This is a genomic window from Rhodococcus sp. WB9 (assembly GCF_007558985.1).
Taxonomy (GTDB): domain Bacteria; phylum Actinomycetota; class Actinomycetes; order Mycobacteriales; family Mycobacteriaceae; genus Rhodococcus_F; species Rhodococcus_F opacus.
Genome location: NZ_CP041769.1, coordinates 4,814,678 through 4,827,520, shown reverse-complemented (window position 1 = coordinate 4,827,520; position 12,843 = coordinate 4,814,678). Strand labels below are relative to the sequence as shown.

Sequence of the window (12,843 nt, the reverse complement as noted above, 5' to 3'; positions counted from 1 at the left end):
CCCTGCACGTGAACTGCAGGTGCACGTCGGCCGGCTCCTGCACACGCTAGGCGCTGACGTCGTCGAGCGCCGCCGCGATCGCGGCGGGCAACTCCAGTTCCTCGGCGACGAGCACACCGGTCAGCTGTGCGATGTCCCTGGCCCCGACGACCGCGCTCGCGACACCCGGACGGTCGCGCGCCCACGCGAGCGCGACGGCCAGCGGGGAGGTGCCGAGCCCGTCGGCCGCGGTCACGACCGCGTCGACCACCCGGACGGAGGAGTCGGTGAGGTAACTCTGGACGTCCTGCGCGTGCGCGTCGTCGGCACCGCGTGAATCGACGGGGATGCCGTTGCGGTATTTGCCGGTCAGGACCCCGCGGGCGAGCGGAACGGCCGCGAACACCCCGATGCCGTGATGCGCCGCGGCCGGAACGAGTTCTTCCTCGACGCCCCGGGCGAGCAGCGAGTACTCCACCTGGGTGGCGACGAGCGTGGTTCCGCGGGACGCGCCTGCCGCAGTGGCCAGTTGCCACCCGAGGTAACCCCGCGCCCCGACGTACCGGACCCGGCCGCTCGCCACCGCGAAATCGAGAGTGGCGGCGACCTCGTCGACCGGCGTGAACGGATCCCACGTGGCGACCTGCCACATGTCCAGGTAGTCGGTGCCGAGCTCGCGCAGGGTGGCGTCGAGCTGGGCGACGAGACCCCGTCGCGAGCAGTCGATCCGCGAGGGACCCGACGGGTTGATCCCGGAACTCGAGCTCAGGACGAGTTCCGTGCGCGGCACCACGTCGTCGAGCAGTTCCGCCAGGATCCGCTGCGCCACACCGTCGCCGTACGCGGGCGAGGTGTCGACGAGCGTTCCGCCCGCATCGACGAATGCCGCGATCTGCGCGGCCGCCTCGTCGCCGTCCGTGTCCCGACCCCACGTGAGCGTGCCCAGGCCGAGCCGTGACACTCGTAACCCGCTTGCTCCGACCGATCTCTGTTCCATAACCGCCTGCGTCTCGTACCGTAGCTGCAATTCCGGTGTCGCCCCGAAGATGCTGGTGCCCCCCGGAACCGGCCACCACAGGTGCAGAGTAGTGGGGTATCGCGTGGCAGGGGTCCTGCCACGCCGGATTCTGCCGGAGGTCGCCCTCCCCGGTACCGTGGCGCCGGTGAATTACGAACGCGACATGGGAAATTGGCGTCAGAGCGGCACATTCGAACTTGGGACCGGTGAGTGATGGGCGAGGCGATGTCCTGGCTCCAGGCGATTGTCCTCGGTGCGGTCCAGGGATTGACCGAGTTCCTGCCGATCTCCTCGTCCGGCCATCTGCGGATCGTGTCGGAGATCTTCTTCGGTGACGACGCCGGCGCGTCTTTCACCGCAGTCACCCAGCTCGGCACGGAAGCCGCGGTGCTCATCTACTTCGCCCGCGACATCGGACGGATCATCGCCGGATGGTTCCGGGGACTGTTCCATCCCGAGCATCGCAGTGATCTCGATTACCGGATGGGCTGGTATGTGATCATCGGCACGATCCCGGTGGGTGTGCTCGGCTTCCTTTTCAAGGACCAGATCCGCACCGGTGCCCGCAACCTGTGGCTGATCGCCACCATGCTGATCGTGTTCGCGTTGGTCATCGCGGCGGCCGAGTACTACGGGCGGAAGGTGCGTCCCGTCGAGGACCTGCGTGCCAAGGACGGCATCATCATGGGTTCGGCCCAGGCGCTCGCCCTGATCCCGGGCGTCTCGCGCTCGGGCGGCACGATCAGCGCCGGCCTCTTCCTCGGACTCACCCGTGAAGCCGCGGCGCGCTACTCCTTCCTCCTCGCGATCCCCGCGGTCGTCGCGTCCGGGCTGTTCAGCCTGCCGGACGCGTTCGAACCGGCCGGTGAAGGCCTCAACGCGAGCGGCCCGCAGCTCCTCGTCGCGACCGCGATCGCGTTCGCCATCGGCTACGCGTCGATCGCGTGGCTGCTCCGTTTCGTCGTCGACCACTCGATGTACTGGTTCGTCGGCTACCGCATCATCCTCGGCGTGATCGTCCTGTCGCTTCTCGCGACCGGCGTCGTGTCGGCCACCTGAGATCGGGCGGCCGGGGAGTGCACGACACTAGGCTGGTCCAATGACAGTTGTGCTGCTGCGCCACGGGCGGTCGACCTCGAACACTGCACACACGCTTGCCGGCCGGTCACCGGGAGTCGAACTCGACGACCGCGGCCGCGAGCAGGCTCAGGCCGTCGTGTCCCGGCTCGCCGACGTGGCGATCGAGGAGATCGTGCATTCGCCCCTCGTGCGGTGCGAGCAGACCGTGGAACCGCTCGCCCGGGCCCGGGGCCTGACCCCCGTGGTGGAACATCGGCTGGTCGAGGTCGACTACGGCGAGTGGACGGGTCGCGAGCTGAAGGTCCTGCTCGAGGAACCGCTGTGGAAGATCGTGCAGCAGCACGCGTCCGCCGCGGTGTTCCCGGGAGGAGAAGGTCTGGCGCAGGTCCAGGCCCGGGCCGTCGCCGCGGTCCGCGAGCACGACGCGCGGCTCGCGGAACTGCACGGCCGCGACGTCGTGTGGGTGGCGTGCTCGCACGGCGACGTCATCAAGTCGGTCCTCGCGGACGCCCTCGGCGCGCACCTCGACGGATTCCAGCGGATTGTCGCCGAGCCGGCCTCGATCAGCGTCGTCCGGTACACCTCCACCCGTCCGTACGTGCTGAAGATGAACGACACCGGGGCCGATCTGTCCGGAGTGAACACGCCACCGGTGTCCGGAGACGGCGCCCGCGCCGAAGTATCCGGATCGGTGCCCGGCGGGGAGGTCCGGCTGTGAGTATTAGGCGGACCCCACCGGTGAGTATTAGGCGGACCCCACCGGTGAGTATTAGGCGGACCCCACCGGTGAGTATTAGGCGGACCCCACCGGTGAGTATTAGGCGGACCCCGCCGGTCACGATTGACGGATAATGAACGCAACATGCTGCGAGGAACAGTCCGAGACGGAACAACGAGTGGGCAGCGCCGCAGTAGGGCCCGGCTCCAGCCGAAGGAGGTGCAATGTCACGCGCAATTCACGTATTCCGCACTCCTGACCGATTCATTGCCGGGACGGTGGGTGAACCCGGCGACAGGTCGTTCTATCTCCAGGCAGTACACGAGGCGCGAGTGATCAGCGTCCTGCTGGAGAAACAGCAGGTCCAGGTACTGGCCGACCGGATGGGACTCCTCCTCGAGGAAGTGCACCGCCGGTTCGGGACGGAGGTTCCCCCGCAGGGGGCCGAACTCGACGACGCGAGCCCCCTCGTCACCCCGATCGACGCCGAGTTCCGGGTCGGCACGATGGGCCTGGGCTGGGATGCGGACGCCGGAGCCGTCGTGGTGGAACTGCTCGCCGTCAGCGAAACGGAGTTCGACGAGTCCGTCGTTCTCGACGACTCCGAGGACGGACCGGACGCCGTGCGCGTGTTCCTCACCCCGTTGCAGGCGCGGGACTTCTCGTTGCGGTCCGAGCGGGTCATCGCCGCCGGGCGCGCGCCGTGCCCGCTGTGCGGTGAGCCGCTGGCCCCGGAGGGGCACATCTGCATCCGGACCAACGGATACCGCCGTGGCCAGAGCTTCGGTCTCACCCCGGAGATGGACGAGGAGGACTGACAGTTGCCTGCCGAGGAGTCCGATCCTCTGGAGTCCGGCGAGCTGACCCTCATCGGCCAGATCACCCACGCCAGTAACGCCACCCTGGTGTGCGACGCGGTCGAGGGCGAGACCACGGTCCGCTGCGTGTACAAGCCGGTCCGCGGGGAGCGTCCGTTGTGGGACTTCCCGGACGGCACGCTCGCCGGACGTGAATACGCGTCGTACCTCGTGTCCGAGCAGCTCGGATGGGGTGTGATTCCCCGCACTCTCCTGCGGGACGGTCCGTTCGGCCCGGGGATGGTGCAGCGGTGGGTCGACACCCCCGACCGGCACGCCGACGACCCCGGCGGTCTCGACCTCGTCGACATCTGCGCCCCCGACGCCGTCCCCGAGGGCTGGTTCGAGATCCTGCGCGCCACCGACATGGACGGCGAACCGGTCGCGCTCATCCACGCCGACGACCCGCGGCTGCAGCGGATGGCGGTCCTCGACGTGCTGATCAACAACGCCGACCGCAAGGGCGGCCACGCACTCGAGGGGCTCGACGGTTCCGTCTACGGCGTCGACCACGGCATCTGCCTGCACACGCAGAACAAACTGCGGACCGTGTTGTGGGGGTGGGCCGGGACGGAGGTGCCGGGCGCCCTCGTCGTCGACATCGCCGAATTGATCTCCGCGCTCGAGGGCGACTTCGGTGCGCGCCTGGGTGAGCACATCACGTCCAACGAGGTCGCCGCCCTGTACGAACGTGCCGTGGACCTCCTCGCGGCGCCGGTGATGCCCCGGCCGAACGGTCACCGGCCCATCCCGTGGCCCGCGTTCTGACGAACCCGATCAGCGGCCTGCGGGCGGCGGCTCCCTTAGAGGCGGAAACGCGGGTCCACTAGGCTCGCTGTCATGCAGTCTTGGTCCGAAACCGCTGTCCCGTCCGTTCCAGGCCAGGGGCCTCCGCTGCGGTTGTTCGACACCGCTGACCGGCAGGTTCGTCCCGTCACTCCCGGGCGCACGGCCACGATGTACGTGTGCGGTATCACCCCCTACGACGCCACCCACCTCGGTCACGCGGCCACATACCTGACGTTCGATCTGGTGAACCGGATCTGGCGTGACGCCGGGCACGACGTGCACTACGTCCAGAACGTCACCGACGTCGACGACCCGCTGTTCGAGCGCGCCAACCGCGACGGCGAGGACTGGGTCGTCCTCGGCATGCGCGAGACGGCGCTGTTCCGCGAAGACATGGAAGCCCTCCGGGTGCTGCCCCCGCGCGACTACATCGGCGCGGTGGAGTCGATCGGCGAAGTGATCGAGATGGTCGAGAAGCTCGTCGCGTCCGGCGCCGCCTACGTCGTCGACGACCCGGAGTTCCCCGACGTGTACTTCCGCGCCAAAGCGACGGAGCAGTTCGGGTACGAGTCCGGATACGACCGCGAGACGATGGACAAGTTCTTCGCCGAGCGCGGCGGCGACCCCGACCGCCCCGGCAAGGAAGATCCCCTCGACGCGCTGGTGTGGCGTGCGGTGCGCCCGGGCGAGCCGTCCTGGCCGTCGCCGTTCGGTCCCGGGCGTCCCGGCTGGCACATCGAGTGTTCGGCCATCGCCCTCAACCGCATCGGCTCGGGTTTCGACGTGCAGGGCGGCGGCAGCGACCTGATCTTCCCGCACCACGAGTACTCCGCGGCGCACGCCGAGTCGGCCACGGGCGACCGTCGCTTCGCCCGCCACTACGTGCACACCGGCATGATCGGTCTCGACGGCGAGAAGATGTCGAAGAGCCGCGGCAACCTCGTGTTCGTGTCGAAGCTGCGCGGCGAGGGGGTCGACCCGGCCGCCATCCGCCTCGGACTGCTGTCCGGGCACTACCGGCAGGACCGTCCGTGGACCGAGCAGGTTCTCGCCGACGCCCACACCCGGCTGAAGCTCTGGAAGGACGCCGCGGCACTCGAGTCCGCGCAGTCGGCTACCGACACGATCGCCCGGCTGCGCCAGCATCTCGCGGACGATCTCGACACCCCGAAGGCGCTCGACGCCCTCGACGGCTGGGCCCGTCGCGCCCTCGACAACGGTGGCTCGGACACGAACGCGCCGGGCGAATTCGCTGCCGCCGTGGACGCTCTCCTCGGTGTGCGCCTCCGGCGCCCGTGAGTACTTCTCAACCGCCCGCGGTTAAGAAGTACTCACGGGTCAGGCGAACTCGAAGGCACCCTCCGCGGGCGTCGGAACGCGCCGGCGGAGGGGCGAACCGAGCGCCTGCGCCAGGTCGGTGCCGTCGTGTTCGGCGAGCAGTTCGCCATCCGACCACACGAGCAGCGTGGCGCTGACACTCTGCTCGGCCGTCGAGTGCGCCAGATCGTAGTGCGCACACCCCGGCACCCCGCCGTAGGTGATCCACAGGTCGAACCCGGTCATGAACAGGTCGAGGTCGAATTGCACGCTGAGGCCGAGCAGTTCGGCCCGGCCGTTGTCGTCGACGCCGGCGAACGCCTCGTCCAGCGCCAGCAGTCGCGGTGCATGGGGGTCGGCCGAATCGAGCATGACGTGTGCCGCGGCGAACAACGGCAGGTGCAGCGAGACGGACTGCTCGCCGCCGGAGAGTGCGCTGTGCCGGGCGACCGTCAGCCGGTCCTCGTTGCCGTTGCCGCTGATCAGGGTGAACGAGAACACCCGCCACCGCCGGTAGTCGAGGGCTGATGCCAGGATCTCCGGGTACGAACGCTCCGGGTGGGCGGCGCGGGCGGTTCTGATCTGGTGGGCGAAGTGGGCGCGCATCGTGGCGAGCTCGTCCGGCCCCAGCGCCGAGGTGTCGCGCTCGAGCAGTTTGGAGATCGCCTTCGCGCTGTCGTCGAGGTTGTCGGCGAGCACCCAGTGGACGCCGATGGTGTTGCCGGACGACATCCGCCGCTCCCGCATCTCGGTGCCCATCCGGGCGATGAGTTCGCGGGCGTCGACGGTCCGTTCGTGGATCTGCTGTGCGAGACCCGTGAGCAGCGCGTCCTCCAGGATGCGACGCTCGGATTCGGTGAGCAGCAATTCCTGATCGGAACGAGCGGACGCGATGCGGGCGGCGAACTCGCCGATCGACGAGTATCCCTCGTCGTCCTGCACCTGCACCACGGTCACGCCGTCCGGGGCGTCCCACTGCAATCGGTAGTCCTGGCCGGCGGCCGCCAACTGTGCGTCGAAGTCCTGCAGCGCGGTGGTGAGCGCGGTGCGTGTCGACTTGCGCGCCGAGTCGCTGACCCGCACCGATTCGGTGGCGCCGTCCAGCGCGTGGAACAGCGCATCCACTTCGGGCGGCAGGATCGGAGTGTCCTCGTCGGCGTTCTGGATGCGGTACACCAGCTGTTCGGCACTCATCCACGCCGCCGAGCTCGCCGGCCAGGTGTGGCCGCCGTCGACGCCGAGGAGTTCGAGCAGGTCGCGCCGGGCATACGGGGCGAGGCGGGCGGCGTCGGCGTGCGTTTCCGTGAGCGCCAGCCGGAGCGTCTGGACAGCCGTGTTGTACGCGCCCTCGGCTTTACCGATCGCCTCACCCGCGTCCTTGTCCGCCTTGCGGGCGTCGCGCTGCTCCTTCTTGCACGCCTCGATCCGCGCGTGTGCCTCCTCGAGCTGCCGGTCGAGCTGCTCGGCCCCCGCTCCCAGCGTGTCGCGAAGCGTCTCGAGACGTTGGAGCTGTTGCGCGAGAACCTCTTCGGCGATAGCAGCCTCTTCCGCGAACTCCTCTGCGTTGCCGCGCGCCTCGTGCAGTCGGTCCTCGGACTCGCGAGTATGCTCCACCTCCTTGGCGTGTTCGCGCCTGCACCGCTGCACCATCTCGCCCTGCTTCTCGAAATGCCGGACGGCCGCGGCGAGCGAGTCGATCTCGCGGGCGACGTGGGGAGTCCGATGTGTGGACGCGGTGGCCCGGAGCTGCTTGTCCTTCGCGGACAGGTCGGCGATGGCCTGGTCGAGTTCGTGACCGACCGCTGTCGCCGTGTCCGAGCGGCTGCGAAGCGCGCCTGCGGATTCGGTGACCTTCTTCAGCGCCGTGAGGATCGACCCGGTGCGGGGCAGTGCCTGCGCGGCGGCGGTCGCCCGCGTCAGCAGCGCAGCGGCCGCATCCGCCGACGCCCGGGTTTCGTCGAGGGTCGCCCGGGTGTTGTCGAGGGTGCTGTCGAGTTCGGTGATACGGCCGGCGCGCCTGCGGGCCCGTGCGGTGGTGCCGATGTACTCCGCGTCCGATTTCGTGTGGCGTCCCCGCTGGATTCCCTGCCGGTACGCACCGTCTTCGGCGACACCTACAGGTCCTTCACACAGGTCGAGGGATTCGAGGGCGATGGACTCGAGGAGCCCGCGCACGCGATCGTCGGGAACACCCGTGTCCTGCTCAACCTCGAGAACGTCCGCGAGGGTCTTGCCGGTGGGCCGATCCGCGGCCGGAAGGGCCACGAGGAACTGTTCGGATTCGACGTCGGGAAGCGCGTCGTCGACGGTCACCCAGCCGTCGAGGAGATTCGCGGCCTCCAGCGCGGCCTCGATTCCCGCCGCCGCTGCGGCGTCGACACCGACGGTGAAGCGGACAAGGCGCCACAGCGGTGCGCCGGTCAGCCGGGAACGGGCGTCCTGCCGGGCGGCCGAGAGCGGTGGGGCGTCGTCGTGCTCGGATTCGATGGCCGCGCGGGCCGATTCGTGTTCGGCGATCGCTTCCTCGGCGGCGGCGACGTCGCGGTCGTACTGCTGACGACGCAGCCGGAGCGAGTCGACGGCGTCCGTGGTCTGTTCCGTCAGCGTCTCCGACAGGGTGGCGGCGTCGTCGTCGCCGATCCGGCCGAGGGCGGCGTCCAGGGCATCGAACAGTGAAGCGGGCGCGTCGATCTCGGCGTAGAGGGACGACTGTTCCGTCCACCAGGACCGGAGTTCGGTTGCGCACCGGCTGCGGGCCGACTCGACCGCGGTCTCGGCCTCGAGTACGGCCACCTTCGCGGTGTCGAGATGCTCCTGGCCACGGCGTGCCGCCTCGTCGGCGCGGGTCCGCTCGGTGGCGGCCCTCTCGACGGTGGCGAGCGCGGCCCGGACCGCGCGGATGTCGCCGTCCCGTTCCTCGGCGTGCCCGCGCAGCGCAGCGGTCAGCTGGTCGGTGCGCGCGTTCTCGGGGAGTGCGGTCCAGGTGATTCCCGCGTCCTCGGCGGCGAGGTGAAGCTCGTCCTCGGCATGGGTGAGCGCCTCGGCGGCGCGGGCAACGGCGTCACCGGCCTTGTCGTGCTCCTCGGCTCGCTGTTCGAGGGTCGCCTTCGCCTTGCGTGCCTTCTCGGCCTGCAGTTCGGTCGATTTCTCGAGTGTCGCGACAGCCTGCGCGAGGTCGTCGAGCTGCGTCCGTCCCTCGTACGCCGTCGATCGCTTCAGTGCGTCGAGGGTGGCATTGGCCTGGTCGAGTGCGCGTTCGGCGTCGGTGAAGCGTTCCTCGGCGGCCGCTCGGCTCTCCTGGCTGCGGGCCCGGTCGGCCGCCGCGTCGTGGAGGGCGGCGATGCCGGACTGGACGGCCTCGAGACGGGTCGCGAGGTGATCGACGTCCGTACGCGCCTGCTGGCGAAGGTATTTCGCGTACACGCCGACGAAGCTCTGCGCTGCCTGGTCGGCCGCGGCCAGCCCCTCGAGCGCGCGGCCGACCTCCTCCATGTCGCTGAACGAGCGGGCGGCCTCGAGGACCAGTTGCTCGTCGAGCGGTCGCAGACCGTCGGTGAGTGCCTGCGACAGTCCCTTGGGGTCGAGGTTCTTCGCGAGCTGGGGCCGCCGGAGCGTGAGGATGAGGTTGATCAGCTGGTCGTAGCGTTGGACGCCGAGCCCGAACATCCGGGCGTCGATGGCGGCGCGGTAGTCGAGCGGCCGGTCGGTGATGGAGTCGGTGCCGATCTGTTCGCCCAGTTGCTTCTTCGTGAGCGGACGGTCGTCGCTGCCGAGTAGGGAGAAGTCGACGCCGACGCGACCGTCGGCCACGAAGTACCAGCGTGTGACCTTGTCGTTGGTGCGGGTGGCGCGCATGCCGATGCCCACGGTGACGGCCTCGGGGTCGTCCTTCGCGCCGCGGCAGAATTCCATCCAGACGTACGAGTACGCGCTCTCCTGCCCGCGGTACAGGAGGTTCGACTTCATGGTGCGTTCCTCGCCGGCGAACGGATTGAGCCGCCGGGGTTCGATCCTGCCGTCGAAGACGAACGGGAACAGCACTTCGAGGGCCTTCGTCTTGCCGGATCCGTTGGGACCGCGGAGAACGAGGCGACCGTCGGCGAAGGAGAACTCCTGATCGCGGTAGTCCCAGAGGTTGATGATCCCGGCGCGGGTGGGCCGGAAACGCGCACTCGTCATGCTGTGACTTCCTCGCTGTCGTTCGCTGAGCTCTGGAACAGGTCGATCTCGGGTGTGCGGTCGCGGATCGTGACCACCACACCCCGGTAGCGGGCGAGTGCCGGGAGTGCGAGCACACCACCCGGGACCGCCGCGGTGAGGCGTAGCCGCTCGAGCAGCGCCAGCGCCGCGCGTCCCAGACCGTCGGGGTCCGCCTGCCACCCGGCGGCGAACGTGCGCCCGAACCGTTCGGTCAGTGTGCGGACGGTGCCGGCGATCCATTCGTCCTCGACGACCGGGAACAGCCGGTCCGCGGGGGCGGGGTCGGCGGGTTCGAATCCGTCGTGGCCGGCGAGGCTGTCGAAGATCCCGGACTGCGGAATGGCGCTGTCGACCTGTTCGATCAGGTCGTCGAACCGGCCCCGCGGCAGCGGCATCCGGGCGGTCTCCGGGGCATCGGGGTCCAGTACGCGATCGGCGATCTCCCCGGCGAGCAGGAGTGCGACCTGCGCGACCGTTCCCGTCCCGGGGAACCGGACGTCGGAGAGACGCCCGGAGGAGTCGATCATCGCGACGCCCTCCTCACGCCGTTCCGCGACCAGTCCGGTGAGCAACTCGACATCGGCTGCGGTGCGGGGGAGCGCGAGTTGCACCAGTTCGTCATCGTCCAGGTCGGCGGCGTAGACCACGGGCCGTTCGACGAGGGCACGCCGCACCCGCCGCGCCGTCTCCTTCACGTCCACCGGCCTGGCCGTCCCGAACTCCGAGGTGTCGTCCTCGGTCACCGAGTCCGCACCGGCAAGCAGTCCTCGGATGGACCGGAGGTGCTGCAGTGCGCGCGGCGGCCGGAACAGGGCGATGACGACGGACCTGTCGATGTCGTACAGCGCCTCTCCCGCATCGGGATTGGCGGCCCAGCCTCCCGCGTCACCGTCGGCGAGGGCGATCGCGCCGCGGGCGGCGAGCCAGCCGACGGCGTCGACGAACGCGTCCCGGTCGGACGCGCGTTCCGTGGACAGATCCACACCGTCGACCTGTGCGGCGTCGGCGGCCACGTGATCGGCGAGTTCGGACAGGGTGATCTGGTTTCCGGCGCGGCCGAGCGCGGCCAGCGCCAACGCGAGGTAGGCGTAGCGGTACCGGTCGAACGTGCGGTCGGTGGACGTCTTGGCCGGCGTCCCGGCGTCGAGTCGGTCGCTCACCGTGAACAGCCGGGCGGTCGTCTCGGTGACTTCGAGTCGGTACCCGAAGAGCGTCATCAGATCTTCGCGTAGTTCGGTCGCCCACCGGCGGAGCAGGGGAAGAGCGATGCGATCCGGATAGGTCTGTGTCACCAGGTGATTCGACAGGATGACACGGGCGGCGCGCTGATACGAATCGAGGGCGAGCGGCGAGATCTCCCGCGCCTTCACCGAACGCTCACCTGAAGTCCGTCGAGGTGCAGACGTCCTCGGGCGGTGCGCACCACCGTCGATTCGCTGTGTGGGCTGAGGGTCAGCTTCACGCCGTTCTCCGATCCTGTGCTGCTTTTCACGCGGCCGCTGACCGGTACCCGTGCCGTCAGCGCGGCGTTGAGCAGACTCAGCAGCACGCCGGTTTCGGCCTCGTCGAGTTCCCGCTCGTAGACTCCGCCCCGGGCCAGCGACTGGGCGGCGGCGGCGCGAAGTCGTTGCGCGGTCAGCTGTTCCTCCCGCAGGCGGCGCACGCTGCCCTCGTTGCGCTGCACCCGCGCGGGCAGACCGGGCGACGGGGGACGTCCGGTCTCGGCCAGCGTGCGGGAGATCTCCACGGGCTGGGCCTCCCACCACGACCGTGTGTCGGGAATGATGTCGGCGTCCGGATGCACCATCGACAGATGGCGCGGACGCCCGAGGTCGAACACGGCTCGGAACAGCGCATGCGCGGCGTCCTCGGTCGGAGTGGCGGCGAACCAGCCTGCGAGGTGACGCAATTGGCTCTCCCTGCTGACACCACCCCTGCGGGTTTCGGTGACGCGGCGCAGCAGCGACAGGACGGCGGCGATGGCGCTCATCGTGCCCTCGCGCAGGCGTTCCGACTCGCTGAGACCGGCCTCGCTCCCGACGAACCAATGCGTCAGGCCCGCCCACCGCGCGCGCCAATCGGCTTCGCGCTCGTCGATGCCGAGGAACACCCGCTCGTCGCTGGCGGCGGCTCGGGCCACCATCGTCTCGACGCCGGTGTCTTCCACGAGCGCGATCGCCGCCGCGAGTTTCGGTGCATAGCGCGAGAGGTCGGAGCTGAACTCGCGCATGTGCGCGAGGAGAGCGTCCTTGTGGGACATGAACGTCTCCGGCGTGATCTCCGTGGTGCGGACGAGGTCGCCCAGGGTCAGGTAGAACTGGGCGGCGCGCCCGGCCATGTCCGACAATGTCGCATCGAGGCGGTTGAGTTTCCGGTACACCAGGTCGTTGTCGGCCGCGCGATTGGCGGCGGCCAGGTCGTTCATGTCGGCGAGGAGGTCGGGCAGCGCCAGCCGGGACAGCGACGCGTCGTCGAGCCGGGCTGCCAGAGCGTCCTCGACGGCTCGGAACACCTGGTAGCCGGCCTGGCTGAACTGATAGACGAAGTGCCGGTTCCGGTATTCGGCCAGCGTCGCGGCGCGTGTTCCATCGTAGCTGCGTTCGAGCACTTCCCAGACGTGAAGTTGTTCGAGCAGGGGAGTGACGTCTCCGGCCCCGAGTTGTCCGGCCGGATCGTCGCCGGCGAGGCCGTCCAGAATCCGGGCGACGTCGGCGGCGTGGAGCAGGACGACGTAGTTGGCGCGGGCGTGGTCGAAGGCCCGCAGCACCCACAGGTACTCCGCGCGTTTCTCCGCCGTGGTGAAGGCGAACAGTTTCAACCGGTCGTCCCGGAGTGGGGGAGCAACCGCCGGGCGCGCTGCACGCGGCCCCGAGGGGGACCGACCT

General features: G+C 69.5%; 9 protein-coding genes. 5 read left to right on the top strand and 4 right to left on the bottom strand.

What is annotated here, in order from left to right:
- Positions 1 to 46: 46 nt before the first annotated feature.
- Positions 47 to 976, bottom strand: coding sequence for an aldo/keto reductase (locus tag FND50_RS22375; protein ID WP_039952119.1), 930 nt, complete (start codon positions 974 to 976; stop codon positions 47 to 49).
- Between the two features lie 234 nt (positions 977 to 1,210).
- On the opposite strand from FND50_RS22375, the gene FND50_RS22365 reads away from it, so the two are divergent.
- The 5 genes from FND50_RS22365 (at position 1,211) to mshC (ending at position 5,740) form a co-directional block, all read left to right on the top strand.
- Complete coding sequence (locus FND50_RS22365) at positions 1,211 to 2,056, top strand: undecaprenyl-diphosphate phosphatase (protein WP_043788485.1); 846 nt, start codon at positions 1,211 to 1,213, stop codon at positions 2,054 to 2,056.
- 40 nt (positions 2,057 to 2,096) lie between these two features.
- The gene (locus tag FND50_RS22360; protein WP_005564195.1) at positions 2,097 to 2,795 is read left to right on the top strand and encodes a histidine phosphatase family protein; all 699 of its coding nucleotides are present in this window, start codon (positions 2,097 to 2,099) and stop codon (positions 2,793 to 2,795) included.
- A 224-nt stretch (positions 2,796 to 3,019) separates the two neighbouring features.
- Positions 3,020 to 3,613: a DUF3090 domain-containing protein gene (locus tag FND50_RS22355; RefSeq protein WP_005256347.1), complete on the top strand. Its 594-nt coding sequence runs from the start codon at positions 3,020 to 3,022 to the stop codon at positions 3,611 to 3,613.
- 3 nt (positions 3,614 to 3,616) lie between these two features.
- Entirely contained in the window at positions 3,617 to 4,420 is an 804-nt protein-coding gene (locus FND50_RS22350) for an SCO1664 family protein (RefSeq protein ID WP_005564197.1), read from the top strand.
- Between the two features lie 72 nt (positions 4,421 to 4,492).
- Positions 4,493 to 5,740, top strand: coding sequence for a cysteine--1-D-myo-inosityl 2-amino-2-deoxy-alpha-D-glucopyranoside ligase (gene mshC, locus FND50_RS22345; protein WP_144287154.1), 1,248 nt, complete (start codon positions 4,493 to 4,495; stop codon positions 5,738 to 5,740).
- Between the two features lie 39 nt (positions 5,741 to 5,779).
- Here mshC and FND50_RS22340 read toward each other — a convergent pair whose 3' ends face one another.
- From FND50_RS22340 to FND50_RS22330, 3 genes are read right to left on the bottom strand one after another with little or no spacing between them, the layout of a single operon-like run.
- Positions 5,780 to 9,937: a TIGR02680 family protein gene (locus tag FND50_RS22340; protein ID WP_144287153.1), complete on the bottom strand. Its 4,158-nt coding sequence runs from the start codon at positions 9,935 to 9,937 to the stop codon at positions 5,780 to 5,782.
- Positions 9,934 to 11,328, bottom strand: coding sequence for a TIGR02678 family protein (locus FND50_RS22335; RefSeq protein ID WP_144287152.1), 1,395 nt, complete (start codon positions 11,326 to 11,328; stop codon positions 9,934 to 9,936). Before FND50_RS22335 ends, FND50_RS22340 begins: the two co-directional genes overlap by 4 nt.
- Positions 11,325 to 12,776 (bottom strand): TIGR02677 family protein, encoded by a 1,452-nt coding sequence (locus FND50_RS22330; protein ID WP_144287151.1) that lies wholly within the window; start codon positions 12,774 to 12,776, stop codon positions 11,325 to 11,327. Before FND50_RS22330 ends, FND50_RS22335 begins: the two co-directional genes overlap by 4 nt.
- Between the last annotated feature and the right edge of the window lie 67 nt (positions 12,777 to 12,843).